This window comes from Pseudoalteromonas fuliginea, from assembly GCF_000690055.1.
Classification (GTDB): Bacteria; Pseudomonadota; Gammaproteobacteria; order Enterobacterales; family Alteromonadaceae; genus Pseudoalteromonas; species Pseudoalteromonas fuliginea.
Map to the genome: position 1 here is coordinate 22519 of NZ_JJNZ01000057.1, position 26378 is coordinate 48896.

The 26378-nt window shown below is 37.1% G+C and carries 22 protein-coding genes and 3 tRNA genes; 22 read left to right on the plus strand and 3 right to left on the minus strand.

Annotated features, from left to right (window positions below; translation table 11 throughout):
• Positions 1-74: 74 nt before the first annotated feature.
• From DC53_RS05740 to DC53_RS05715, 9 genes are all read left to right on the plus strand, one after another.
• Positions 75-2942 (plus strand): UvrD-helicase domain-containing protein, encoded by a 2868-nt coding sequence (locus tag DC53_RS05740; RefSeq protein ID WP_033031006.1) that lies wholly within the window; start codon positions 75-77, stop codon positions 2940-2942.
• A gap of 116 nt (positions 2943-3058) precedes the next feature.
• On the plus strand, positions 3059-5332 hold the full coding sequence (locus tag DC53_RS22420) for a putative bifunctional diguanylate cyclase/phosphodiesterase (RefSeq protein WP_081824580.1): 2274 nt from the start codon (positions 3059-3061) through the stop codon (positions 5330-5332).
• Positions 5333-5675: 343 nt separating this feature from the next.
• Positions 5676-7313 (plus strand): cyanophycinase, encoded by a 1638-nt coding sequence (locus DC53_RS05735; RefSeq protein ID WP_033030992.1) that lies wholly within the window; start codon positions 5676-5678, stop codon positions 7311-7313.
• Positions 7314-7405: 92 nt separating this feature from the next.
• A complete protein-coding gene (locus DC53_RS05730) occupies positions 7406-7654 on the plus strand; it encodes a hypothetical protein (protein ID WP_007378343.1) in 249 nt (82 codons plus the stop codon).
• Positions 7655-8092: 438 nt separating this feature from the next.
• Positions 8093-9229, plus strand: coding sequence for a methyl-accepting chemotaxis protein (locus DC53_RS0120650; protein ID WP_232525469.1), 1137 nt, complete (start codon positions 8093-8095; stop codon positions 9227-9229).
• 23 nt (positions 9230-9252) lie between these two features.
• Positions 9253-10089 carry a nitrate- and nitrite sensing domain-containing protein gene (locus DC53_RS05725; RefSeq protein ID WP_008136239.1) on the plus strand — a complete coding sequence of 279 codons (837 nt, stop codon included), beginning with the start codon at positions 9253-9255 and terminating at the stop codon, positions 10087-10089.
• Positions 10090-10366: 277 nt separating this feature from the next.
• Positions 10367-10606 (plus strand): hypothetical protein, encoded by a 240-nt coding sequence (locus tag DC53_RS05720; RefSeq protein ID WP_033030994.1) that lies wholly within the window; start codon positions 10367-10369, stop codon positions 10604-10606.
• Between the two features lie 239 nt (positions 10607-10845).
• Positions 10846-11019 carry a hypothetical protein gene (locus tag DC53_RS22195; RefSeq protein WP_157847579.1) on the plus strand — a complete coding sequence of 58 codons (174 nt, stop codon included), beginning with the start codon at positions 10846-10848 and terminating at the stop codon, positions 11017-11019.
• 306 nt (positions 11020-11325) lie between these two features.
• Entirely contained in the window at positions 11326-12666 is a 1341-nt protein-coding gene (locus tag DC53_RS05715) for a hypothetical protein (protein WP_033030996.1), read from the plus strand.
• Positions 12667-12883: 217 nt separating this feature from the next.
• Here the strand turns inward: DC53_RS05715 and DC53_RS05710 are convergent, their stop codons facing one another.
• The 3 genes from DC53_RS05710 to DC53_RS05700 all read right to left on the minus strand — a co-directional run bounded on the left by DC53_RS05710 (position 12884) and on the right by DC53_RS05700 (position 14463).
• Positions 12884-13372 (minus strand): hypothetical protein, encoded by a 489-nt coding sequence (locus tag DC53_RS05710; protein ID WP_033030998.1) that lies wholly within the window; start codon positions 13370-13372, stop codon positions 12884-12886.
• 279 nt (positions 13373-13651) lie between these two features.
• Positions 13652-13728 (minus strand) — tRNA-Pro (locus tag DC53_RS05705).
• A 111-nt stretch (positions 13729-13839) separates the two neighbouring features.
• Entirely contained in the window at positions 13840-14463 is a 624-nt protein-coding gene (locus DC53_RS05700; RefSeq protein WP_008137051.1) for an arylesterase, read from the minus strand.
• On the opposite strand from DC53_RS05700, the gene DC53_RS05695 reads away from it, so the two are divergent.
• From DC53_RS05695 to DC53_RS05635, 13 genes are all read left to right on the plus strand, one after another.
• Complete coding sequence (locus DC53_RS05695; RefSeq protein WP_008137049.1) at positions 14464-15177, plus strand: ABC transporter ATP-binding protein; 714 nt, start codon at positions 14464-14466, stop codon at positions 15175-15177. It begins immediately after the preceding gene.
• Positions 15167-17668 (plus strand): ABC transporter permease, encoded by a 2502-nt coding sequence (locus tag DC53_RS05690; protein WP_033031000.1) that lies wholly within the window; start codon positions 15167-15169, stop codon positions 17666-17668. Before DC53_RS05695 ends, DC53_RS05690 begins: the two co-directional genes overlap by 11 nt.
• 129 nt (positions 17669-17797) lie before the next feature.
• A complete protein-coding gene (gene ruvC, locus DC53_RS05685) occupies positions 17798-18322 on the plus strand; it encodes a crossover junction endodeoxyribonuclease RuvC (RefSeq protein ID WP_002960649.1) in 525 nt (174 codons plus the stop codon).
• A 2-nt stretch (positions 18323-18324) separates the two neighbouring features.
• A complete protein-coding gene (ruvA, locus tag DC53_RS05680) occupies positions 18325-18942 on the plus strand; it encodes a Holliday junction branch migration protein RuvA (protein ID WP_002960647.1) in 618 nt (205 codons plus the stop codon).
• Between the two features lie 7 nt (positions 18943-18949).
• The gene (gene ruvB, locus DC53_RS05675; protein ID WP_007378887.1) at positions 18950-19960 is read left to right on the plus strand and encodes a Holliday junction branch migration DNA helicase RuvB; all 1011 of its coding nucleotides are present in this window, start codon (positions 18950-18952) and stop codon (positions 19958-19960) included.
• 1145 nt (positions 19961-21105) lie between these two features.
• The gene (tolQ, locus tag DC53_RS05670) at positions 21106-21810 is read left to right on the plus strand and encodes a protein TolQ (RefSeq protein ID WP_007378886.1); all 705 of its coding nucleotides are present in this window, start codon (positions 21106-21108) and stop codon (positions 21808-21810) included.
• Positions 21797-22228, plus strand: a complete 432-nt coding sequence (gene tolR, locus DC53_RS05665; protein WP_007378885.1) for a protein TolR — start codon at positions 21797-21799, stop codon at positions 22226-22228. The genes tolQ and tolR overlap by 14 nt, the downstream gene beginning before the upstream one ends.
• A gap of 4 nt (positions 22229-22232) precedes the next feature.
• Complete coding sequence (gene tolA, locus DC53_RS05660; protein WP_033031002.1) at positions 22233-23159, plus strand: cell envelope integrity protein TolA; 927 nt, start codon at positions 22233-22235, stop codon at positions 23157-23159.
• Positions 23160-23168: 9 nt separating this feature from the next.
• The gene (tolB, locus tag DC53_RS05655) at positions 23169-24527 is read left to right on the plus strand and encodes a Tol-Pal system beta propeller repeat protein TolB (protein WP_007378883.1); all 1359 of its coding nucleotides are present in this window, start codon (positions 23169-23171) and stop codon (positions 24525-24527) included.
• Positions 24528-24561: 34 nt separating this feature from the next.
• On the plus strand, positions 24562-25104 hold the full coding sequence (gene pal, locus DC53_RS05650; RefSeq protein WP_007378882.1) for a peptidoglycan-associated lipoprotein Pal: 543 nt from the start codon (positions 24562-24564) through the stop codon (positions 25102-25104).
• Between the two features lie 13 nt (positions 25105-25117).
• Positions 25118-25867 (plus strand): tol-pal system protein YbgF, encoded by a 750-nt coding sequence (ybgF, locus tag DC53_RS05645; protein WP_033031004.1) that lies wholly within the window; start codon positions 25118-25120, stop codon positions 25865-25867.
• Positions 25868-26038: 171 nt separating this feature from the next.
• Positions 26039-26114: transfer RNA gene (locus DC53_RS05640), tRNA-Lys, on the plus strand.
• Positions 26115-26174: 60 nt separating this feature from the next.
• Positions 26175-26250: transfer RNA gene (locus tag DC53_RS05635), tRNA-Lys, on the plus strand.
• Positions 26251-26378 lie beyond the last annotated feature (128 nt).

Sequence of the window (26378 nt, forward strand, 5' to 3'; positions counted from 1 at the left end):
CCAGTATTGTGAGTAAATTTATTATAAAAGAGTATGTTACAATTAGTTTATAGTCTGCTTTTGTATTGAGTATTATGGTGCAGTATGTTGCCACACCAAGTTGGTTAGGTCGTTTTTTTACCCGTATTAAGTGGGTAAGTATTGAGCAAGACGTGCTTGTTGTCCACTTTAGAGATATGACTAAACAGCAATTTTTATTAAGTGATTTCAGTAACTTTTCTGTGCTGCAAAATAGCTTGTTTAGCGCAAAAATTTATTTATGTGATCCTAATAACACATGCGTTAGTTTTTTAAAAAAAGCCGAAGCAGATGTGCTTAATAAAGCGTTAAATAAATATTTTTCAAATACGTTAGAACAAAAAGTGAACAATGCGAAAACACTTTTAAAGCGTTATGCCCTTGATGAATTTTTACGCGACAGTTCCATTGAAATCTTAAATAAAGCTGTTTTTTCTTTAAGTAAAAATTACGCACATAATCAAACCGTGTGGCAACAGCATTTATCGCCTGTTAGCGTAAAATTTTTAAGTATTTTAAGTAGTACACCAAAAACAGCAGACGCTGTAGCGCAATTACGCCATAAATATGAACAAAAGCAGCTTACCCTAAGAGATAACTTTTATAATAATGTTGAGTCTAACCCGCTCACTACAGAGCAGCGTTTAGCGGTTATACGCGATAACGATAAAAATCTAGTACTTGCAGCAGCCGGCACAGGAAAAACCTCAGTTATGGTTGCCAAATCGCTTGATTTAATCGCACGTGGAATAGCACTGCCAGAGCAGGTATTGGTACTTGCTTACAATAAAACGGCTGCACAGGAATTAAAAGAGCGCTTTATTAAACGTGCAGCACACGCCAATTTAAGTATTAAACCACCTGCCATTTTAACGTTTCATGCACTAGGATTAAAGCTATTACAAGACGCGAAAAAATCAACGAAGCTTTCTACATTTGCAACCGATGAAATACAGCAAAAAACATGGTTAACCGCATGGCTTTATAAGCAAATGCAGACCGACTCTACATTTTTGAAAAACGTTGTTGATTTACTTCACGAACCAGTCGATATTTTTAGTTTTAAAAGCAGTGCTGAGTATGAGCGCTACGTAAGAGATAACGAATATAGAAGCCTTGCAGGGCTTAAAGTTAAAAGTTATCAAGAGCTACTTATTTCAAACTGGTTATATTTACAATCAGTTGAGCATGAGTACGAGCCTCACTACAAAAATAAGCTAGAGATTTCAGCAGAAGACATAACCCTAAACGCACAATATAATCCCAATTTTCACTTATCAAAATACAATATTTATCTAGAGCACTTTGACATTGATAGAGAGGGTAATACACGCGCCGATATAAATAAAAAACGCTATAACGAGCAAATAGCTTTTAAGCGAAAACTGCATAAAAATAATAACACTATTTTACTTGAGACTTTTCACTACAATTGGTTCGAAGGCAAGTTAGAGCGGCGCATAAGTAAACTTTTAAAGCAACATAGTGTGGCGCTTGTACCTTTAAATGACGATGAAGTATTTAGCACGTTAAATAACTCAGGGCTGTTACAACAAGGGGTTGAAAAATACTTAAAGTGCTTGCAAGCCATAAGAGCTGAGCAGCTCACTAATACGCAAATAAAACAACGTATAAAACAAAGTGGACTCAAAAACCATCAACGTTATGCCGCAATGCTTATAGCTATACATAATGCTTATATGCAAGAGCTACATACGCAACACGCCATTGATTTTGACGATATGATTATTCATGCAACAAAGGCTGTAAAAAAAGGTGAATTTAGTGTGCCTTGGAGCCATATTTTAGTTGATGAGTTTCAAGATATATCAGGTGCGCGTATGGCCTTTTTAAACACACTTATTAACAAGGGCAAAAGTGTACGTTTTACTGCCGTAGGTGATGATTGGCAGGCAATTTATCGTTTTTCGGGTGGTAATTTAGCGTTTACAACGCGTTTTAATGAGCTGGTGGGTGGCCACTCACTTACTATGTTGCAAAAAACATTTAGATATAACAACAGTATTAGCGATGTAGCAGGGCGTTTTGTAATGCAAAACCCTGAGCAATATAAAAAGCTGATCAGCACACATACGCAAGTAACCACACCACACGTTATTTTATTAGACGATTTATACCAAGGTACTAAATCGATAGAAATAAAAGTACAGCAGAGCATAAGCACGATTCAAAAAAACGATGCATCAGCGAGTATTGCCATACTTAGTCGATATCGATACATGTTAAATAGCGTACAGCAGCATTTAAAAGATAAAAAGCATACAAACTCTCTTTATTTTTGGACATTACATAGTGCTAAAGGGCTTGAAGCCGATTACTGTATTATTATTGGTTTTGAACAAGGTAAATTAGGCTTTCCTAGCGATAATCAAAATAGCGTGCTGGTGGAGTCGTTATTACCAGAGCAAGATGAATTCACTCACTCAGAGGAAAGGCGTTTGCTTTATGTAGGCATTACACGTGCTAAACATAAAGCGTACTTAATTGCAGACCCTTATGCATGCTCAGCGTTTGTAAAAGAACTAGTAAATGACGATTATCCTATTCAGATCGCTTCAACGTTGTTTAACAAGTCGCAACTAAAGCAAAGAGAGTGTAATACATGCAGCGACGGATTAATTGTGCCAAAAACGGGTCAGTATGGTAATTATTATAGCTGTACTAACACGCAAATTTGCGAAACTAAACTACGAGTGTGTAAAAGTTGTAGTAGCCCATCGGTTGATAAAAGCACGTATTCACAATGTGTAAATATAGAATGTAAAACACAGCATCCAATTTGTGAAAAATGTGGGCGTGAAATGCGGAAACGCAAATCTAAGCATGGTGAATTTTTAGGATGCAGTGGCTTTGAGCTCAAAGAAGACAGCTGTAAAAACACTCGAAAGCTAACTGTTACATGAATAGCCTATTTAAATTAACCTTAAAGTAGTACTTAAATTGTAATTAGTCGTATTTTATTGCTTTTATTTAGTATCAATGTTTAATTGATGCTACCTGAGTCTCATTATTGATTACCATGCACTTTTTCAGTCGATTTTTTTTGCTTGAAGACCATCATTTACCAACAGGGCAAATACCTAATTGGCGTGTGAGTGCTTTACGTATTATTTTTGCAACCGGTATTTTATTATGCCTAGCTATATCGCTTCATAAATCTAAACAAGCTGCTGAATTTAATATTTTATACTTTGTAGGACTAAGCGTTAGTTTCTTTTTTATAACGACCTTATTATTAGCAGCAAGCAAAAGGTATTATATATTTTGTGCGCATGCACTGCTGCTCTCTATAGTTGCAGCAAGTCTGTGTATTAACTTATTCGTGACCGATTTAGAGCTGGCAAAAATTGGCTCGATATATATGTTTTCGTGCCCTTTAATCGCACTAATGTTAATAGGGTGCAGAACGGCCATTTTTTATGCTGTGTTAAATATAATTCCTTTTTATATTATAGTTAACGACATAAATCTATCTTCTTTATCTGGTGTCTCAACTAAACTTTCTGATGAAAAGCTGTATATTACAAGCCTTATATTTTTATCTTTAAATGTTTGTATTCCACTTGCTTTTGCTCGCACTATTGTTGCGGCAAAACGCTTAAATAAAAGTATGAAGAGCGCTAATACTTACCTCAAAGATAAAAACGATCTTTACAGGGCTCTTTTTACTGAATCAAACAAAGCGAAGATTATTGTAGATGAAAATTTTGTGATTACAGATTTTAATCAACATGCTATTGATATGTTTGATATTAAAAAACATTTAAAAGAACATGGCGTTAAACTATTCAATTTATTACCTTCGCTTGATGTTGATGAACTTGATGCTCAAGATCAAATTGTTAAACACAAAAACAGTTTTTTTCGGACTAACTACCAGCACGTAATGAGTGCTAATTATCGTGTTTATGATTTTTATGATTGTACTCAAGAACAGTTAATCAAACAAAACTTAACTATAATGGAGCAAGAAAACAAGCGCTTACGCTTTAGAGATCCACAAACAAAGCTACCAAATAGAGGATGGTTTGAAACACAGTGCAACAGATTAACCATTAAATATCACAAAGGCTTTTATATTGTGGTTACACAAACGGCTAATAGTGAGTATTTAAATTTAAAGTTTACTAAAATTGATTCACAAGCTTTGCTAATTAGTGCATTTAAGCGTTTAAAAAAGATGCCAGAAGGCCCTTTGTTGTGTGCGCATGTAGGAGTGGGGAAACTGGCTTTTATTGTTGGAACACATTCGGCAAACGAACTAAAAGATAAACTTTTGGTAAATATAAAAAACACGTTAGACGAAACATATAATGTACTTGGAAATAAGTGTCAGCAAACTTTTTTATTTGGTTTTGCGCGCTACCCAAATCATGGGAAAAGTAGTGCTGAAGTGTTAACAAATGCCTGCGAAGCACTTAAATTAGCAAACAGTAATTCTCCTATTTGCAGCTATAGTGAAGAACAATCACAAGCGTTTATAGAAAAATACGAAATATCAATGTTGCTCGATGAAGCGCTTCAACAAGGTGATTTATCGGTGTACTACCAACCAAAAGTGAATGCTAAAGGAGAGTGCATAGGGCTCGAAGCACTCACGAGGTGGCATAGTTCAATACTTGGCAACGTATCACCAGTTGTATTTATACCTATTGCAGAAGAGTACAGAATGATCAGTAGGTTAACTGATTTGATTATTCAAAAAGTGTGTGCTCAAATTGCTCAGTGGTCTACAGTAGATATGCCAAGTGTGCCTATAGCAATAAATATATCTTTAATTGATTTCAGCCAGCCTGACTTTATTTCAAAACTAGTAAAATCTTTAGCTGATTTTAACGTAAAGCCGCAGCAAATAGAGTTAGAGCTTACTGAGACCTCACTTGAAGCAAATCAAGGCCATTCATTAAAGCTAATGCAAACATTGCAATCGTGGGGTTTTATAATATCAGTTGACGATTTTGGGGTCGGATACTCAAATATTGCTCGTCTTGCCCATTATCCTATAAATAAGCTCAAACTCGACCGTTCTCTTATCAGTCAAATTACTCATTCTTCACGTCAAAAGAGTTTAGTAAAAGCGATACTCGTTATGTGCGAAGAATTAGATATAAAATGTGTTGCCGAAGGTGTTGAAACGCAAGAACAAGTTGCTATTATGGCGGAAATGGGTTGTAAAGAGTTCCAAGGTTTTTATTTTGCACAACCTATTACGGTTAAAAATTATGAGGCTCATATAAATAAACACGGAACAAAATTTATAGCTGCTAAAAATAATGAAAAACAAGTCTTTTAATTCCGGTAGTAATTGGCGACTACTTTATTGAGTTAATGTTTTAGATTTAACTGAACGGCTCAATTTACTAACCATTACTATATAAATTAACCTAAAATCTGGTTAAGAGATTTACTAACGTATTGAATGATTTTGATATTTTAATTTATTTTCTCTAGCCAGAGACTTTTAGCAAATTCAACGCAGTTAGTGCTGAAAATAGCTGCTCGAGATAGATTTATTATCCAGAGTTCAGGTTAAGTACTTACTCCTACGAGGCTAAAAATATCGTACTGCGATTAAACCGCCCCTAGATAGAACAAATTTTAATCCTGAAAGGTCAGCAGGCCTTAGAGTTTATATTATGAAATACGTATTTTTGTTTTGCCAAAAACTGCAATTAACACAATCTTTTGCCATATTTTTAATGGTTGTATTTTCAACAAACTTAGCTTGTAAAGAGCAAAGCCAAACGTTGGTTTTAGCCGGTAGCACATTTTCGGTATGCTCTAGTTCGAATTTAAAAAGTTGTAAAAATAACACGAAAATTCTAGGTAAAAAGCATCGTTTATTTACAATCACAAGCGCTAAAATTAATCAAATTAACTCACGCTGGCCCAATAATAACAGCGTAACTAAGTTGGAAACGTTTAACTCGTTGACCGCATTACATCCTAAAAGTACTTCACCAATGACTAAAGCTGAATTACTTTGGCTATGGCGTGATATAAATAACGAAGAGCTAAGTCGTTTGACAGATCAAGAGTTCGATTTTTTGTTTGATATGTTAGAAACGCATCAATTAGATAATGATGGCGAGCGTTTAAAAGAACAAGTAAACACTGAACTCAATAACGAGAGCGCGACTAATAATATTTTACAATTTGTGTCGGGCAGTTTAAAAGTTAATAACGTAAAACCTACAATGCTTGCTATTACGGCATCGAGCCGCGACCCTTATGAGTCGGCAGATGTAGCGCAGAGTCTTTTAGAGCAATCAAATATAAACACTCAATGGTTAGCACTAACGCCCGCGCTTGCTAAAGCGATTACGAGTAACTCGTGCGATAAATTACCAGCGCTCAGAAATACATTAATGAATGTGTATAACCGTGAAGTGATTTATCCCGATCGCACAAAGGCCGAATACGCTTTATGTAAAAATGGCACTAATGCACTTGTATCACTTATTAAAAATAGTACCGGTGTGATGTTTAATAGCGGTAATGCAGCATTAACTCATAAGGTATTATTTGATCAAAACAATAACCCATACCCGTGGACGCAAGCATTGCAAACTCGCCCAGTAATTGTAGGTGAAGGAGCCGGTGCTGCAATCCAAAGTAAAGTGACGGGCATGCTTACAAATACGACAAGCCTTGAGGCACTTCGTAAAAGTGAAAATAACACTAATGCTGGTGGGCTGGGCAGTTTTAACTTTGGTGTACTAGATACTCAATTTAGCGAACAAAACCGTACATTTAGGCTTGCAGCAGCGCTAAATAAAAACGAAGTAAAAAATATTAAAACAGAGATTCAACATGGTTTTGGTATTGATGAAAATACAGCCTTAGTTGTTATTAAATCACCAGAAGGTAGTTTAATAACCGTAATAGGCAAAAGTGGTGTAGTGCATTTAGCTAACCAAGGTAAGGTACAGCCAAATAGTAAAAGTTATAGCTACTCCTACTGGCCTACAGGCAGTGTAATTGATATTACCAATAACACGTTTACTCTAAGTGATCGCACTATAAGCCAAGCGTTACCGGCTATAAAAATACCTCCACTGCCTGTGCAGCGTTTTGGCTCAATTTTAACAAATTCAAAATTGCGCTCACTAACTCAAGCTATGTGCCTAAGCCAAGAGCAAAGTGCGGTAGCTCAACAAGACGAGTTTATAATTAGCCTTACAGCAACGAGTGACACACAGTATCATCGCATCAATGCAAAAGAGTTTGGTTGTGCGCTAAGCAATTTAGAGTTAGCTATAAAGTCGATTTAGTGACTAACCTGAGCCAAGGGTTTAAGTTTTTGGCTCTTCTCTATAAAATAGCCACCATAATGATTTAAAAGCCTTACTAAAAGAGTATTAAAATGAATAAAGAAAATGATGTAATTTCTAGTCTAGCCGAATTAGAAAGCTTTTTATTAAATGTAGAAAACGGCGGTCTTGGCCTTAAGGGTGTTTCGGGCGTTGGTATGGCAACAAACAATAGTGATGGTAGTCGTTTTGTAGCCGTGTTTGACGACCAACAAAAATTACTTTTAGCGCGCGGTATTACAGAAGACGTATTCCAAACCGGGCAAGACATGGTACGCAATGGTGTAGGTCGTAAGCACTAAAGTAGTACCTTTTAAATATTATAGATGCGCCTTTAGGCGCTTTTATAACTTAGTTTTTATAAAATAAATGCTTAGCTTGTCATCTTATCTTAAAGTTAAACTATCAAAAAATTCCTTTCATAAAATAACCAATGTGAACTCTGATATAAATATTTAATAACATAGATTTATTATCGATTTGCTCGGTTTTTACTTAGCCCACAAGGGTACTAAAGCATGTCTGTCATACCGTTTAAAAAGTAAGAATATTTCTTTTAAAGGGAATCAATAAAATATAGAAGTAAATGCACCAAAAGAGAGCATTATTTTTCGTTATCATCATAATAGTTAATTACTTATAAATTAAAAAATAAAATACTGTTTAAAATCAAGTTATTAAATATTGGTTCGTATCTTGCAATTAAAAATCATCCGCATTCTTAATTGGGCTACACTATTTTGATAATATTTTTACCTATAACTTTATTAATAAAAAATTTAGGATTAAAAATTTATTTTTGGATAACATTAACTATCTTCTTTGGCTTTTTTGTAAGTTTATTTTATTTTCCAATAGTGAAGTTAATCTTTGTTTTTGTCGTTCTTTTATATCTTCTATCGGGCATTGCTTGTATTGCAAGTTCACAATTAAAACAAATAAAGAGTGTTATTGAACACATTAATACTAAAAATTTCGATCACCGCGATATTCATTTTAACAGTTTGGCAAACTCAGAATTTATTGAGGAGTTACTAGTAAAATATCGTGAGTTAGGTCGAGTTATTACCCATCATAATGAAAAAAATAAAGAGGTTGAGTATTCCGCGATTCAGGTTATTGAAATTTCATCGGAAGTAAAAAATAATGTTTTGCTTCAATCCGACGCTATAAATTCAACAGCATCAGCAGTGACACAAATGAGCCATTCACTAAGCGAGATCAATAACGAAATATCTAAAACACATCACTCTTCATGTTTAGCTTCAGAAATAGCTAATCAGGGTAGAGACACTTTAGTGTCACTAAGTAATGCGGTAACCAACGTAAATAAAAGGGCCAAAATAACCCAGCAGCGTATGGTTTCGTTGAATGAATTAGTTATAAATGTTGAAAAGATCACTGAATCGATACAACAAATTTCCCAACAAATAAATCTACTAGCGCTTAATGCTTCAATTGAAGCGGCTCGAGCAGGAGAGTTTGGTTTAGGTTTTGCTGTTGTTGCAGAAGAAGTTCGAGCTTTAGCTAAACGTACACATAATTCTACGGACAGTATTGTGGCCAATATTGATGATGTATTGAAAGAAAGCAGTGAGATTGTTAGCACGATGAGTGAGGTCGTTATACAAACTGATGTTTGCCTTCAAAAAGTTAATGAGGTCGATATTTCATTTAACGATATCGAAAAAGCAACTGAGCAGGTTAAGCATCAAATGGAAATAGTGAGTAATGTGTCAACCGAGCAGGCAGCTGCAACCCATGAGATTTCTGAACATATTGCGCAAGTTGTTCTTGGTGCACAAGCTAATTCAGATATAGCGGTCCAATCTCAATTAGTTGCAAATCATTTACGTAAATTAACCCAAAGGCAATAGTCGTTCTTATTAAGGAGTGTAATATGCAATGGATAACCTTAACTACAGCTACTTTTTGTATCCTTATTATTTTTTTGATAAAAAAAATGAAAATAAGCAACAATAAAAAAATACAAAAAGACGGACTCGTACATATTTGTCAGATCAAAAGGATAATTATTTTCGCTCAACAACACCGAGGACTCACTGCTGCTTGGTTAAATGGCGATACTAACGCAGAGGCTAAATTGACTGGTATTAAAAAATTAATTTCTCAAGAAATTAACTCTTTAATGCTTTCACCTGTTGCTAAAAATGAGCGTTGGGCAGCCTTTACTGATCATTGGGGTAGACTTCTTAGTTTTAACAATAAATCATCGGTCAGCAATAGTTTTGAACAGCATACGATGATGATTAAAAACTTAGCCTATTTATTAGAGGATACCGCTGAAAGCTCGCATTTAACGGCCGATTTTTTACCAAAAATAAATAATATAGGGTATGTTTGGCGCGAGTTAATATTAACGACAGAAAATATAGGCCAGTCACGAGCCATTGGAGTGAGCGTTGCTGTTCAACAATGCTGTTCAAGTGTTGATAAAATCAGGTTAAATTTTTTAATTCAAACAATGGCAAAAACCACTATTGATACTTTACAACGATTATCACATCTACCAGAAGAGCACCATACCCACACTAATCTAGTGAAAAAAGCGACTGAAAGTATGAATAAATTAATAGAAGTGATGACGTCAGAATTAGTTGGTGCAGCTAAAGTTGCGATAGATAGTAATCAGTACTTTGAACTCGCAACTGAGACTATGTCAAAGATGAATGATATTTTTGATCACCAAGTGAAGCAATTAAATAAAGTTATATAAGATTTAAAATTAATTTCATATAGCTCTGCGGCCTCCGTTAGAAATGGAGATTACCAACGCTCAACCCAAGAAAGTAAATTTAGTGCATAGGTTTGCTTAATTAATGAGGCTGTCTAATTTAGTTAATGATAGTAAAACTCATCTACCTCACCTCTTAATGGTTATATGCTTTGATACCATTAAAAAAATAACCCTTAAGACACTTAGTTTTCTAAATGGCTGCCTTAAATCTTGATAATTTAAATCTCATTTACAAATCATGCAAAGGAATACAGAAGTGCGTCTTTATAAATTAGCAGTGGTCTCAGTACTAGTTTCAGGCTGTCTTTCAGCAAATGAATCAACCATCCCACTAAATGAAATTGCCCTAATGGATCGTCAATCTTTAATTGAAATCTTCAAAGAATCTCCGACGGTTGAAATTGAAGTTAATCTTACCTTCAATGAGATTGGGAGTGATAAAGAGGATTTATTAAAAAAATCACAGCTAAACCATTACCTAATTTTGAAGGTTTAACCTTTTCCGTACCCAATAAGCAACAATATTTATCGAAAAAGAACAATCTCATTTCCACACAACCTATTTGCAAAGTAGGACTAGTATCTGCGGGTAAAACTGTTTATAAAAAATCTAAAACGAGTGCATTAGAGTTAATTCATAGTTGTGGTACGAGTGGTTGTGGGTATGACTTCAAACTCCACCTTTTACCTGCTAAGGAGGTTTGCAAAGTGCTGTAGTGGTCAAAAGTTAATTCATTGAGTGATGAAATTAAGGGGAGGCAGAAAAAAGCAGCTACAGACACTGCGATTAAAAAGCGAAGTAATTCGCAGCAGCTTGTTAAAAAGCAGTTAAAAAAAACCAAAGAAACGGGCGAAAAACCAACTCAACAGGCTGCTGTACTTTATACCAGTCTTAGTTTAAGAACATAAAAGATATTGGATAACTTAATGTGACAGGGCACTTAGATTGAAATTAAACAGCAAAATATGAAACTGAGACAATAAGGTTTAGAACTTTCAGGACTAGTTCCCCGACAGCTTAGTGCCAACAGCAGAGATTGACATTACTTTTCAAAAATCTCTGAATTGGACAGCTAAGCCACCAGAGCGGTCAATGACCTAAAAATGTGAGAAACAGAAGGTCTCCAAGTTTTACCTCTATGGCTCTAAAGAAGGTATAACAATAACTTAAAGTTATACGAAAGATATGTATAATAATTTTAATAATAAAAATAAATGGAATTAAATTTAATGAAAGCCGTACATTACTTCTCTTTTTTCGCATGTCTTTACTTTCTTTTTCAAACAAGTGCATTTGCAAAAGCTGACGTAAATATACAGATCAACAAATCAGTGGAAACATTATCGCTTATATACACTACTGGCACTCCTGCACAAAAAATTGCCTTCGTTAATAGCCCAAATGACTCACGTACCAAAAGGTGGAAACCTGTTAATAATGAATTTGAGGTTGTTCATGAAAAACATCAAGAGTTTATTCAACGAATAGATGGTAAAGCCTTTAATCATGTGCAACTTAGCTTAACACCAACTTATAAGCATTTACCTAAATCTTACGCACCTATAGCACCATTTTCAGACGGAGGTGTTCTAATTCATACGGGCCGTTTATTTGCATGCATCGACCTATGCTCGGATGATGATAATGGTTGGAAAATCAAAATAGAAGTAGAAGGAAATGCCCATTTTATTGCCAATGGAAAAGTTAACTATCAATCCGAAAACTGGCTTGGGTATGATGATGGACAATACGTTTATATAGGACAACAAAAGCCTATAGATGAGCCAGCGTTTTTAGCCATGATTGATCAAGGGTTGCCTGAAAAAATGAAGATGGAACTTAGCCAATCACTACCAAAAACAATGACGTTCTTTGAATCACATTTAGGAGAAAATAGTAGTAGTGTTAAACCGATGCTATTTGCCTCATATTCAAATAAAAAGGGGAAAGATATTCAAGGAGGTGTTCTGCCTAATCAAGTGTTTATCCATTGGGATATGGATAACTTGGACGAAAAATTAAAAGAAAAAAACTTTATTAATAGAACTTTATGGATGTTTGCACATGAAGCTTCACATTTTTATCAAGATAGCGCTTCATTAGTAAGCGATAAATCTGAAAGCTGGATACATGAAGGTAATGCAGAATGGTTATCAGCTATAGCCTTGCGGGAATTTTATCCCGAAATTATTGAGCTATTCATTAGTAAAAAGTTAAACCAAGCAAAGTCAGATTGTGCCAATGCTTTAACGAAATATTCATTAGAAGATGCAGCTAGGAAGGGTAATTACCGATCGTATTATCAATGTGGGATCATTATTCACTCTCTAATAGATAAAAAAACTCGCGAATTATCAAAAGGAAAACAATCTATTTTTAATGTTTGGAATGATTTTAAAGAACAAGGAAAAAACAAAGGTAAAACGGGTGCAGTAGGTTTTTGGGCTGTGACTGAAAAATATATTTCTAGTGATATGCTACAAGGGCTAAAAAACTTAACTACGGATAAGTTAGCAGACCCTGAAAATTACATTAACCAATTAGAATCGTTATAAATGAGCGTTCGTTGCTCATTTATTTGAGTCAATCAAATGGTAGCAATGAGCTTGAAACAGCCTACCGCAAAGACAAAGACTGACGGTCTGCTAATCGCTCTGAGTTCAACCACTGAAAGCTGCCTATTTTCTTTTAATTTCCAATTCACAGATTTCCGGCGTTTTTCAAGTTAGTTGTTGCCTTAAGTTTCAAACTTTTTGTTGGCTTAAGCATAAATCAAAACTCTTTAATTCTTGGTGCGGTCTTTTGCTGCCAATATGTTAGCCAGTAAGCAACTAGTAAACTAGCAATTGAAAATAAAAGCATAAATATAGCTTTAAGGATGCTATTTCCTGTTGAATCATAAATTAATATAGGTATTGCAATGAAAGGGAGTGAACCTGCTATAGCTCGATAAAAACCTACTAGATTAAAACCAACTTGATATGAAAGTGCATGTAATCTGTATTTAAACGTTCTACTAGAATCGGATAAAGACAAGCTGTATTTAGAAATAGCCCAAACAACACTATGCAAAATAGTCAGTAGAAGAAAGTAGTATATTAGATAGTCAGGGGGAGTAATCCCTTCGAAAAAGCTAACTAGGCCTTCTACACCTGAAAATTGTAGTACTAAAAGACAGGGTATTGAGCCAAACACAATTGCACAAATAATTTCATCAAATAATAAGTGTGAAGTGGTTTTTCTTTTTTGATTGATGTGCATAACATTCTCTAATGTACTTTTAGATTAAAATTACAATTTGAAAAACATGGAGACAAGTTAAATGTGTTTATTTTTTAAAATAATGATAAAGCTGGTTTATAAGGGGGCCATTAGCTGTCTTCCTATATATCCCCCCCCCTTTTATACCTTAAAAGTATAAAATAATTTAAGGTATGTGTTGTGCGATAAATGTGCGATATATATTTAAAAGCACTAATTTAATTGTGCGATAAAGAAGAGAGTTTAATTTATAACAATTTGAAATAAAGAGGAATTAATTGGTCGGTATGGAGAGATTCGAACTCTCGACCCCTGCCACCCCATGACAGTGCGCTACCAAGCTGCGCCACATACCGATTTGTATGCAATAGTACGTGTATTTTTTTAAAAATCAATAAGCGATTGTTTGTTTGGATGTTTATTACGCAAGAACGCTAAAATAGCACATCTTGCGATGTACTAATTGGCTAGTCTTTATTTAACCACTTTTTGATCGAGTCATACATCTCATCTCGTATTATTGGCTGAGCTTTTTTGTTAGGGTGTAAACTATCGTTTTGCATTAGCTCAGCTTGGCTGGCAATGTTTAGCATAAAAAAGTTCATTAAATGCGCACTTGTCTCTTCGCTAACGCGCGAAAAAGTGTCAGTAAACATTTTACTGTAACGCGGGCCGTAATTAGGGGGAATGTAAATCTCCATTAAGGCGGTCATTGCATTAGCTGCTTGGCTTTTTTGAATAAGAGACGTTAAGTTAGTTTGCATTTTTTTAACAGGGAAACCACGTAAACCGTCATTAGCACCTAGCTCAATAAGTACATGAGTGGGCTCGTATTGCTCAAGCAATGCATCTAAACGGCGTAGGGCTCCACCAGATGTTTCGCCACTAATACTGGCGTTGATAAGTTCAATGTCGGCTTGTTCGTCATCGTATTTATCTTGTAACAATTTTACCCAGCCTTCTTCTTGTTGAAGTCCGTAGGCTGCGCTTAAACTGTCACCGAGTATTAAAATCGTGTTGTCGGCTGCTGCGCTCAGCGGTTTGATAACTAAAAATAAAATGAATACTAAACGAAGGATTGAATGAGTCATATGTCAGCGCTTTCTCAATTAAATATAATTCAGGTTAATGGTTTGTCTAAAGTAGTCTCTACCTTTGAAGGTGAGCTGCCCATCCTCAGCGACATCAGCTTTAATGTCAAGCATGGCGAGTCTGTTGCTATTGTTGGCACGTCGGGCTCTGGTAAATCAACGTTACTCAGTTTATTAGCGGGGCTGGATACCGCAAGCAGCGGCGAAATATTTTTAGATGGCGAGCCATTACACAATTTAGATGAAGAAGAGCGTGCTGCACTGCGCGCGGCTAAAATTGGATTTGTGTTTCAATCGTTTATGTTAGTACAAAGCTTAACGGCGCTTGAAAACGTTATGCTACCAGCAGAGCTTGCTGGCGAAAGTGATGCGAAAGAGCAAGCAATTGCTTTGCTTGAAAAAGTAGGCTTGAGCCATCGAATTGATCATTACCCGTCGCAACTTTCTGGCGGTGAGCAACAACGTGTTGCTATTGCGCGAGCTTTTATTGGTACACCTAAAATACTATTTGCTGATGAGCCTTCGGCTAATTTAGACAGCAAAAACGGTAAAATGATTGAATCCTTATTATTTGATTTAAACACGCAACACGGCACTACGCTTATTTTAGTTACTCACGATGAAGGGCTTGCACAAAAATGTGAGCACATTATTCAAATAGAAGCGGGTTTACTGGTAAAAAGCCAAGTAGAGGACGTTGCTAATGTGGGTTAAGTTAGCGCTTAAGTTATTTTCGCGAGAATTTCGCCGTGGTGAGCTAACAGTTATAAGCGCAGCTATCGCCCTTGCTGTTTTAACCGTGCTTACACTGTCGATGGTTACTGAGCGAATAGGGCAAAGTATTGCGCAAAAAAGCAGTGCTTTTATTGCAGCAGACCGTGTACTTGCAAGCGATCATGTTCTCGACACTGCTTTTATTACTAAAGCACAGAGCCAAAATTTAAAAACGGCGCAAATGGTGTATTTCGACACTATGTTGTTTGCCGATGATGAAATGCAGTTTAGCTCAGTAAAAGCGGCATCTAATGCGTACCCGTTAAAAGGGCAGTTAAAAGTTAAAGATACCTTAACAGGTGAAACTAAGGTTGCTAATAGCGGACCAACGCCTGGTAATGTGTGGCTAAGTGAATCAGTATTTTACAGTTTAAATATTGATATAGGCGCGCAAGTAGAGCTCGGCGCTGCATTATTTAATGTTTCAAAAGTTATTGTAGAAGAGCCAGACGCGCCATTTAATGTATTTTCGAGTAGCCGCCGTGTGCTTATTAATATTGACGATGTGGCAAAAACCGAAGTTGTGCAACCGGGTAGTCGTGTTTATTACCGCCAACTTTATGCAGGTAGTGAGGCCGACATAAATAGCTTTTACGAGTGGCTTAAACCACAAATGAAAGAAAACCAACAATGGTATGGCGTTAAAGACCGCCAATCACCCATTTCAAACAGTTTAAACCGCGCAGAGAGCTTTTTATTACTTGCCGGCCTATTAGGTATTATTTTGGCTGCAGTGGCTATAGCTGTTTCAGCAAAACGTTATTGTGAACGCCAATACGACCCAGTAGCGATGATGAAAACGCTCGGCGGTAGCCGCTCAATGATCCGCAAAATATACATGCTTCATTTATTGCTTGTATGTGCAATGGCGGTAAGTATAGGGCTGTTAATTGGTTATGGCTTGCAAGAAATAGCAACAAGTTACTTATCAAAAAGTATGGGCACAGAGTTACCCTTAGGTGGCTTTAAACCTTGGCTGGTGGCTATAAGCACCGGCGTAATTTGTGCTGTTATGTTTTCTATTAAACCGTTATTTGATTTATTTGATATTCCACCGCTTAGAGTTCTGCGCCGTAACTTAGGCGATAAGTTGGCAGTAAGTCGTGTGCATTTAAGTATGAGCGCGCTAACCGTATTTTTATTAATGTGGTTATTTAGTAACAACATAAAAATAACGCTTATTTTGTTTATATCAACACTTGCGCTAATTGGTGTGTTGTTTTTGATATCTAAATTAATATTTGGCGGCGGTCGAAAATTAGGACTTAAGCCAGGTAACAGTTGGTCGCTTGCAATTGCATCTATCCAAAAGCGTGCAAATGTGAACGCGGTACAGTTAATTAGTTTTTCATTAGCGATTAAATTACTGCTGTTTTTAGTGGTACTTAAAAACGACATGATATCTGATTGGCAGTCGCAACTACCAAGCGACGCGCCTAATGCGTTTTTAGTTAATATTACGCAAAACGAGCTTGAGCCAATTAATGAATATTTAGCACAAAAAGATATTCAGGTATCAGAGTTTTATCCCACTATTCGTGGACGTGTAAATGCGGTAAACGGCGAGCTGGTAGCACGTTCTGTATCGCTGCAAGACAACGAGAAAAAAGACGAAGAAGCACGTGCAGGTATTGGTCGTGAGCTAAATCTTACATGGCTTAAAGATGTGCCTGATCAAAATGAAGTAACACAAGGCACGTGGTTTGGTGAAAATGCGATGGCTGAGGCTTCAGTAGAGGAGTCGATGCTTGAGCGTTTAGATGTTGAGATAGGCGATACGCTTACATTTTTAATTGGTTCGCAGTCGTTCGACGCTAAAATCACCAGTGTGCGCAAAGTAAATTGGGCCACGCTTAAACCTAACTTTTTTATTATTTTAAGTCCTGATGTACTTGCAGATTTTCCGGCGACGTATATTTCGTCGGTACGTATAAATCCAGATCAAAAACGTGACTTTAGCCAGTTATTACGTACTTACCCTACTATTACAGCTATTGATATTGATAACTTTGTTAAGCAAATACAAACTACTATTTCGCAAGTATCGCTCGCCATTGGTTTTGTACTTGCAATTGTTGTGCTGTGTGGCGCGCTTGTACTTATATCGCAAGTGCAAGCTAGTTTAGGTGAGCGTATGCAAGAAATTGTCATACTTAGAACGCTTGGCGCTAAAAGCCGATTAATTAAAAATGCGACCTTGTATGAGTTTTTATTACTAGGTGGCTTAGCTGGTTTAGTTGCCGCATTTTTTAGCGATATAGCGCTTTTAATTGTGCAGCAACAAATGTTTGATTTAGCAGGTAAGTTACACCCGCATATATGGATTATTGGTCCTGTAGCTGGCGGCGTATTTGTGGCTGGTTTAGGTTATTTAATGATTGCCCGAACACTTAAACAAAACACCCAAGGGTTAGTGCGTGCCCTAGGGTAAGCTAAACTAACATGCTCCTGTAAATGCCCACCTAGTTTGTGGGCATTTTTGTTTTTCTTTGTACTGGTAATTTATACAGTGCTCTGGCATTATTAGCGTAATTTAAAAATAATAACAATGGAGCGCTGTTTGGCCATTATTTTAGGGATCGATCCTGGTTCACGTTTGACCGGATATGGTGTTGTTGCCCATCAAGGTTCTAAATTTACATACTTAGGCAGTGGCTGTATTAAGTTAGCCGATCATCCTTTTCCGGTTAGGCTTAAAATGATCTACCAAGGCATTACACAGCTTATTGAGCAGTTTTCGCCAGAAACCTTTGCCATTGAAAAAGTATTTATGGCGCACAACCCCGATTCAGCTTTAAAGCTAGGCCAAGCTAGAGGCGCTGCGATTGTTGGCGCTGCAATGGCCGACTTACCCGTATTTGAATACTCAGCTAGGCAAATTAAGCAAGCAGTAGTAGGCAACGGTGGCGCAGATAAAACACAAGTGCAACACATGGTAAAAAATATTTTAAAACTACCTGGTACGCCACAGGCCGATGCAGCTGATGCACTCGCTATTGCGATTTGCCACGCCCACTCAGAACAAAATTTAATTAAACTAGCGGGCAGCGCAAGCAAAACCGTTAGAGGACGTTTAAGGAAATAACTATGATAGGCCGCTTAAATGGTATTTTAGTCGAAAAACAGCCACCAGAAATATTACTCGAAGTAAGTGGTGTAGGTTACGAAGTACAAATGCCAATGACCTGTTTTTACGATTTACCAAAAATTGGTGAAAATGCGATTGTTTACACTCACTTTGTAGTGCGTGAAGATGCTCAACTATTATTTGGTTTTAATAATAAAGTTGAACGTGCCTTGTTTAGAGAGCTATTAAAAGCAAATGGCGTAGGGCCAAAGCTTGGCTTAGCTATTTTATCGGGCATGTCGGCAAAGCAATTTGTAAGTTGTGTAAATAACGAAGACTCAACATCGCTTGTTAAATTACCCGGTGTAGGTAAAAAAACAGCCGAGCGTTTAGTACTCGAAATGAAAGACAGACTAAAAGATTGGGGTAATGATTTATTTACGCCATTTAGCGACAGCGCAGTAATAGAGCCAATGAGCGATGCGACAATTGCTAATAATGCAGCGGATGATGCCGTATCGGCACTGCTTGCATTAGGTTATAAATTGCCACAAGCTCAAAAAGCCGTAAAATCGATAAGTAAACCCGATATGTCTACTGAGGTTCTTATTAGAGAATCTTTAAAATCTATGTTGTGAGTAACCCATGATTGAAGCGGATCGCTTAATTGATGCGACTGAAAAAACAAATGAAGACTCTATAGATCGTGCAATAAGACCAAAACTTTTAGCCGACTACAGAGGCCAGCCTCATGTTAAGCAGCAAATGGAAATTTTTATTGAAGCTGCCCGAACCCGTGGTGAAGCGCTCGATCATTTATTAATATTTGGCCCACCTGGGCTTGGTAAAACCACGCTTGCAAATATTGTAGCCAACGAATTACACGTAAGCATTAAAACAACATCAGGCCCTGTACTTGAAAAAGCAGGCGATTTAGCTGCACTACTAACCAACTTAGAAGAAGGCGATGTATTGTTTATAGATGAAATACATAGGCTAAGCCCGCAAGTTGAAGAAATACTGTATCCCGCAATGGAAGACTACCAGCTTGATATAATGATTGGTGAGGGCCCAGCTGCGCGTTCTATTAAATTAGACTTACCTGCATTTACACTTATTGGTGCAACCACACGAGCAGGCTCGCTTACATCGCCACTGCGTGACCGTTTTGGGATTGTGCAGCGATTAGAGTTTTATTCTGTAGAAGATTTATCGCACATAGTAGGGCGTTCAGCACATTACCTTGATTTAGAAATGTGTGATGATGGCGCTACCGAAATCGCGCAGCGCTCGCGGGGTACACCACGTATTGCAAACCGCTTATTGCGCCGTGTACGCGATTACACTCAAGTAAAATCTGACGGCACAGTAAACGCCGATGTAGCTAAGCAAGCCCTTGATATGATTGACGTAGATAAAAGTGGTTTTGATTATATGGACCGTAAATATTTACTCGCCATAATTGAAAAATTTATGGGCGGCCCAGTAGGGCTCGACAATGTAGCGGCTGCTATTGGTGAAGAGCGCGAAACAATAGAAGATGTGATAGAACCATTTTTGATCCAACAAGGATTTATTCAGCGCACACCTCGCGGGCGAATAGTCTCTGACAGTGCATACCATCACTTTGGATTAATGCCAAAAAAGACGACTTAATCTAAATTTCAATTAATCACTTGCGCTTGCATAAGTAAATGTACAGCAAGCGCGTATACCTAATTTTATAATGTTACCCACCATATTTTCACATAGTTACTCTAAACCAAGTTATTACAATTTTACCCACTATATAATCAGTTAACGCTTAATTCACAGAGCGTTAAGACTTGCGTGGCTATGCTGCGGGCTATTAGATAGATAGAGTATATTGCATAGCCGTTATCGTATTAGGCTGTTACAGTGTTGTTTAGTTTGCAATAATACTTAATCAATTAGAGGGATTAAATCTGACGTTAACCGTGTAAAAAATTTCTGATATACGACTGCATGGATGCAGAGCAATGAGTGATAACAACTAAATAACGAAATTTTTGCCTTATTATAGATACGATTTTCTTATCTCAAAATAGATCGCTCAATTAAGCAAATTGGTATTAAATGATTTCAATTTTTTTGGCAAAAAAAAACCCGCAAAAAATGCGGGTAAACAACAAGTTGAAGGAAGTAATCTTGGGGAACTACATTTTACACAACTAGGTTTTATCCTAAAAATGTAAAACAATGTAATACGATAAAATATCCTATTACTAAAAACTTTGCTTAATGAAGCTATTTCACTCAGTGCCAGCTCGGTATGGGGAGATAATACGCAATATATATTTATTATTCAAACTAGAAAATTTATAATTTCGGATTATAAAAACTAATGCAATGAAATTTCTGGTTGTTTAAAATTTGTTCATTAATGTTTTTTTCTGTTTGTAAGTTAATGAAAATTAGTGATTAAGTTTGAGTTTGCACTGCTTGTCGCTATTAGTTTTACTATTACCTTTAGATTTTGTTTAAGTTTTTTGAGTGTTTATGCAGTGATTTTGAATAAATGAGGCGTTTTATGATGTTTTGCTTGTATATTTAAGCATATCTTGAGCACATTATTAAATAGCGGAAATGGCTTTAAATTCTTTTGCTAGATAATTGCGAAATAAAGGTTATTTCAACGTTTTTTGTTGCTTATTCATAGCAATATCGTTGTCAGTTTGAAATGGACTCGATACACTATGTGCAACTTTTGGCTGCACGAGCGGTCATATTTACACAAATCAATCAATTTGACGTATTTTGATACTATTTAGGAGTTTCACGTGGGATCAGGGCTTAATTTTTTGGATTTAATATTAGAAGCCAGTTTGCTTGTTCAACTAGTAATGTTAGGGCTAGTTGCTATGTCTGTAATGTCATGGGCAATTATTTTTCAGCGTAAAAAAGCAATATCAGATGCGTTAGCAAGTGCTAAAAAGTTTGAACAAAAATTTTGGTCTGGTATTGATTTAAGTAAACTATATAACGAAATTTCATCACGTAACGGTCAATCTGAAGGTATTGAAGCTCTATTTACAGCCGGTTTTAAAGAGTTTGCACGACATAAGAAAAACACCTTTCAAAGTGCGAGTATTGTAATGGAAGGTACACACCGCTCTATGCGCGTGGCACTCTCTCGAGAAATAGAGAAAATAGAGTCAAGCTTATCATTTTTAGCGACAGTGGGTTCAATTAGCCCATATATAGGCTTGTTTGGTACTGTATGGGGCATTATGAATGCTTTTATAGCATTAGGTGAAGTTAAACAAGCTACGTTGCAGATGGTAGCACCTGGTATAGCAGAAGCACTTATTGCCACAGCAATGGGTCTGTTTGCAGCTATTCCTGCTGTTATTGCTTACAACCGTTTTTCTAATAAAGTTGAAAAGCTAGAATCTCACTACATTAATTTTATGGAAGAGTTCGCTAATATTTTACACCGTCAAGCAGCTACACAAATAGAGGCCCAAGCGAATGTATCAGCGTAAGAAGCGCCGTCCGGTCGCAGAAATTAATGTAGTTCCTTACATTGATGTAATGTTGGTGCTACTGATTATATTTATGGCAACAGCGCCACTTATTACACATGGTGTTAAAGTCGACTTGCCTAAAATGACGGAGTCAGATTTAGTTGATACTAAAGATGCGCCACCTATTATTGCTTCGATTGACGCACAAGGTAAATATTACGTTAGTGTAGGGACTGATCCAGAGGCTCCGATGGAGGCGCTTGATGTAGCGGCTGTGATTAAGTTACAGCTAATGAAAAATCCTGATGTACCTGTAATGATAAAGGGATCTGGAAAAGTATCATACCAAGAGGTATTGCTCTTAATGGACTTTTTAAAAAGTGCCGGTGTACCGTCAGTTGGATTAATGACAGAATCCTTCGAAGGGACAAAATAACGGTATGAGTAGTTCATTAATTAAATCAGTAGTTTTGCATGTGGCGCTGGGTGGTTTTTTATATGCATCGGCAAACATTCACCCGCCAGCACCAAAGGTTATGGAAGTAACGCTTAATAAAGCTATACCTGATGTTGATAAAGCGGTGTCAGCTGTGACAGTTGACCAAAAAATGGTTGAGCAGAAAATAGCTGAACTCCAAAAGCAAGAAAAAGACAAAAAAAAGGCAGAAGACAAACGCATCCGTGATTTAGAGCGCAGAGCTGCAAATGCGCGCAAACAGCGCGAGTCAGAAACCCGTCATATTAAGAAATTAGAGCAAGAACGTAAGGCTAAAGAAAAAGAAACAGCCGAGGCGCAAGCACAAGCTAAAAAAGCACGCGCAATAGAACAAAAGGAACGTGCTAAAGCAAAACAAGCCGAAAAACAAAAGCAAGAGTCTGAAAGTGCAGCAAAAGCAGCTGCCGATAAGCGTAAAGCTGAGGAAGAAGCACTTAAAAAAGCTGAAGATGAACGTAAAAAGCGTGATGAAGAGGCTAAAGAACGTGCTAAAAAGGCTGAACAACAGCGTCAACAGGCCCTACAAGAACAAATGTTACAAGAACAACTTGCTAAAGAGCAGGCTGCGCGTAGTAAAATACGTCAACAACAGGTCGTGGGTGAAGTTGATAAATATCGCGCTCTAATTATGGCGCGTATTCAGCAGAACTTACTGATCGACGAGAAAATGAAAAATCAGCAGTGCCGAGTAAATATTCGTTTAGGCTTTAATGGTTTAGTAACACAAGTTAAATCATTAGGCGGCGATAAACTAGTTTGTGAGGCTGCACTTAGGGCTGTTCGTATGGCTGACACATTACCGGTATCTAAAGACAAAGACGTATTCGAACAACTTAAGAATATTAATTTAACAATCAAGCCAGAATTCTAAAGGAATGATATGTTCAACAAAGTAAAAATTGCCTGTTTAGTGCTGTTATTTGGTTTTCAGGGCATTGCTAACGCAGCCCTTGAAATTGTAATAACAGAAGGTGTAGATGGTGCAAGACCTATTGCAATTGTGCCGTTTAAATACAATGGTGTTGGTCCAATTCCTGAAAAAATAAGTGATGTTATTGCTGCAGATCTCATGCGTAGTGGTAAGTTTAAGCCTGTAGATGTTATGCAAATGCCGCAACAACCAAACAAAGATGCTGACATTGATTATGCATCTTGGGTTAATAAAGGTGTTGAAGCGATACTTGTTGGCGAGGTTGAGCAACAGACTGATGGACGTTATTTAGTACGTTATGAGTTAGTCGATGTTATTCGTGGTCAAATCACGGGTGGTGAAACGCAAATGATGAGTAATGGTAAGTTACTTAAAAGCCAAGATCATATTTTAGAAGCACGAGATAGTGTTATTGGCATAAGTGGTTTCCGTCGTTATTCACATCGTATTAGTGATGTCATTTATGAGAAATTAACGGGTGAGAAAGGTGCTTTTTTAACCAAGATTGCGTACGTAATTGTACGAGATGGTGATGATAAGCCTTATCAGCTTGTTGTATCAGATTATGACGGGTTTAACGAACAGGTGTTACTACGTTCGAAAGAGCCACTAATGTCACCGGCTTGGTCACCTGATGGCACAAAATTAGCGTATGTGACATTTGAGAACCGTCAAAGCCAAATTTATATTCAAGATTTGTATACCGGTAAGCGTGAAGTTATTGCAAGTTATCGCGGTATTAACGGTGCTCCGCAGTTTTCGCCAGATGGTAAAAAGCTTCTTTTAGTGCTTTCTAAAGACAAAACGGGTGCTACAGAAGTTTACTTATTAGACTTGGCAACACGCAAAGAAACACGTCTTACGCGACATCGTAGTATAGATACTGAGCCATCTTGGTATCCAAATGGTCAAGATATAGTGTTTACCTCTGAAAGGGGTGGTAATGCTCAGATTTATAAGTTAAATTTAAAAACTGGTAGGTCACAGCGATTGACCTTTGATGGTGATATGAACCTTGCGGGTTCGATAACACCAGACGGTAAAGAATTAGTGATGGTTAACCGTACCAACGGGCAGTACCATCTTGCTAAGAAAGAGCTTGCTACGGGCGCGTTTCAAGTATTAACGCGAACTCGCCTAGATGAATCACCGAGCATAGCACCAAATGGTTCGATGATTATTTATAGCACGCTTCATAATAATAAACAGGTACTCGCGCTGGTATCAATGGACGGTCGCTTTAAAGCTCGTTTACCTGTGCTTGACGGACAAGTAAAGGCGCCAGCTTGGTCGCCATATTTACAGTAATATTACTGGTTTACTCAAAATAGGAATCTACTTAATGCAACTTAACAAAATACTTAAAGGCCTGCTAATTGCTGTGCCAGTAATGACATTAGCAGCTTGTAGCTCATCTTCGGATATTGATGAAGGTGCTGCAAATCAAACAAATGAAGCTGTTGTTGAGCAATCGACAAATACAGACACAGTTGAAGTGGCTACAATTTCTCCTGAGCAACAAGCAGAAGAGCAACTTCGTCAAAAATACGAAGCACTACGCCAAGAGCAAGTAATCTACTTTGATTTTGATAAAGCGACAGTTGAAGGCAAATACGCTGACTTACTTCGTGCTCATGCTGAATTTTTAGTTCAAAATTCATCAGTTAAAGTACTAATTGAAGGCCACGCAGATGAGCGCGGTACGCCAGAGTACAATATTGCACTAGGTGAGCACCGTGGCCAAGCGGTTGAGAAATACTTACAAAGTTTAGGTGTTTCAGCTAGCCAAATGTCAGTAGTAAGCTACGGTGAAGAGAAGCCAATGGTTAAATCTCGCACTGAATCAGCTTTCGCTAAAAACCGCCGTGCGGTACTCGTTTACTAAGATAAGAGATATTATGAAGCCGAAACTTATTTTGGCAGCCATGATATTGAGCGGGAGCACCCAGTTAATGGCTGCTCCCGCTCCTGTTTCAGAAGCTGCAGGTTCACAATCAAGTATTGAGAAGCGTTTAGCATCATTAGAGAGCATGATGCAGTCGCGTAATTTTTTACAAGTAGAGTTACAGCAACAACTTAATCTATTACAAGATGAAGTAAGTCAAATCCGTGGCGTAACTGAAGAACAAAGCTATAAGCTTGAAAAAGTACTGCAGCGTCAACGCGAACTTTATCAAGAAATTGAAAATCGCGTAAGCCAAGCATATGCACAACCTGCTGTAGCGCCTGCAGCTGATTATACGCAACCAAGTGATGCACAGACATACAGTAACGATTTATCTGAAAACGAAGCATACGAGCGTGCTGTAGCGCTTATAATGAAGGATAAGCGTTATGATCAAGCAATTCCTGAGTTTCAAACTTTTTTAACGTCATACCCAAACTCAGTTTATGCATCTAATGCACATTATTGGCTTGGGCAATTGCTGACGATTAAAAATACGCCAGTAAAAGCAATAGAGCACTTTAGCGTGGTCGTTAATGAATTTCCTAATTCAAATAAACGACCAGATGCAATGTTAAAGCTAGGAACACTTTTGCAAGAGCAAGGTTTAGCAGAGGAAGCTCTAAAAATTCTGAATGATCTTGTTAATCAGTATCCAAGTACAACTGCTGCAAAATTGGCCACAGAACGCTTATCAAAATAATTGAATCGGCTTGATTAGACTGCTTTTTGTCATAAGCGGTCTAAAATTGGTCAACTAGGCATAAAAACTTAAAAAAAGAGACAATTTCGGTTGCACTCATTTTATAAATAAGTATTATAAGCGCCCGCAGCAAACGAATGGTTACCCCACTCGAAATGCGGCAAAAAGAGCGGGTTATTAGCTCAGTTGGTAGAGCAGTTGACTTTTAATCAATTGGTCGATGGTTCAAATCCATCATAACCCACCATTTTTAAAATGGTCTTTTATCGGCGGATTTACGTAGTATTTAAAGTTGTTAAATTAGAGCGGGTCATTAGCTAAGTTGGTAGAGCAGTTGACTTTTAATCAATTGGTCGATGGTTCAAATCCATCATGACCCACCATTTTATATTTATAAATAATATAATGGTTTAAATTAGACTTTAGTACAGACAATTATATCAGAGCGGGTCATTAGCTCAGTTGGTAGAGCAGTTGACTTTTAATCAATTGGTCGATGGTTCAAATCCAT

Coding starts and splice junctions, on each gene's coding strand:
- DC53_RS05740 (WP_033031006.1), top strand. CDS start 75: ATGGTGCAGTATGTTGCCACACCAAGTTGGTTAGGTCGTTTTTTTACC.
- DC53_RS22420 (WP_081824580.1), top strand. CDS start 3,059: ATGCACTTTTTCAGTCGATTTTTTTTGCTTGAAGACCATCATTTACCA.
- DC53_RS05735 (WP_033030992.1), top strand. CDS start 5,676: ATGAAATACGTATTTTTGTTTTGCCAAAAACTGCAATTAACACAATCT.
- DC53_RS05730 (WP_007378343.1), top strand. CDS start 7,406: ATGAATAAAGAAAATGATGTAATTTCTAGTCTAGCCGAATTAGAAAGC.
- DC53_RS05725 (WP_008136239.1), top strand. CDS start 9,253: ATGCAATGGATAACCTTAACTACAGCTACTTTTTGTATCCTTATTATT.
- DC53_RS05715 (WP_033030996.1), top strand. CDS start 11,326: ATGGAATTAAATTTAATGAAAGCCGTACATTACTTCTCTTTTTTCGCA.
- DC53_RS05710 (WP_033030998.1), bottom strand. CDS start 13,372: ATGCACATCAATCAAAAAAGAAAAACCACTTCACACTTATTATTTGAT.
- DC53_RS05700 (WP_008137051.1), bottom strand. CDS start 14,463: ATGACTCATTCAATCCTTCGTTTAGTATTCATTTTATTTTTAGTTATC.
- DC53_RS05695 (WP_008137049.1), top strand. CDS start 14,464: ATGTCAGCGCTTTCTCAATTAAATATAATTCAGGTTAATGGTTTGTCT.
- DC53_RS05690 (WP_033031000.1), top strand. CDS start 15,167: ATGTGGGTTAAGTTAGCGCTTAAGTTATTTTCGCGAGAATTTCGCCGT.
- ruvA (WP_002960647.1), top strand. CDS start 18,325: ATGATAGGCCGCTTAAATGGTATTTTAGTCGAAAAACAGCCACCAGAA.
- ruvB (WP_007378887.1), top strand. CDS start 18,950: ATGATTGAAGCGGATCGCTTAATTGATGCGACTGAAAAAACAAATGAA.
- tolR (WP_007378885.1), top strand. CDS start 21,797: ATGTATCAGCGTAAGAAGCGCCGTCCGGTCGCAGAAATTAATGTAGTT.
- tolA (WP_033031002.1), top strand. CDS start 22,233: ATGAGTAGTTCATTAATTAAATCAGTAGTTTTGCATGTGGCGCTGGGT.
- tolB (WP_007378883.1), top strand. CDS start 23,169: ATGTTCAACAAAGTAAAAATTGCCTGTTTAGTGCTGTTATTTGGTTTT.
- pal (WP_007378882.1), top strand. CDS start 24,562: ATGCAACTTAACAAAATACTTAAAGGCCTGCTAATTGCTGTGCCAGTA.
- ybgF (WP_033031004.1), top strand. CDS start 25,118: ATGAAGCCGAAACTTATTTTGGCAGCCATGATATTGAGCGGGAGCACC.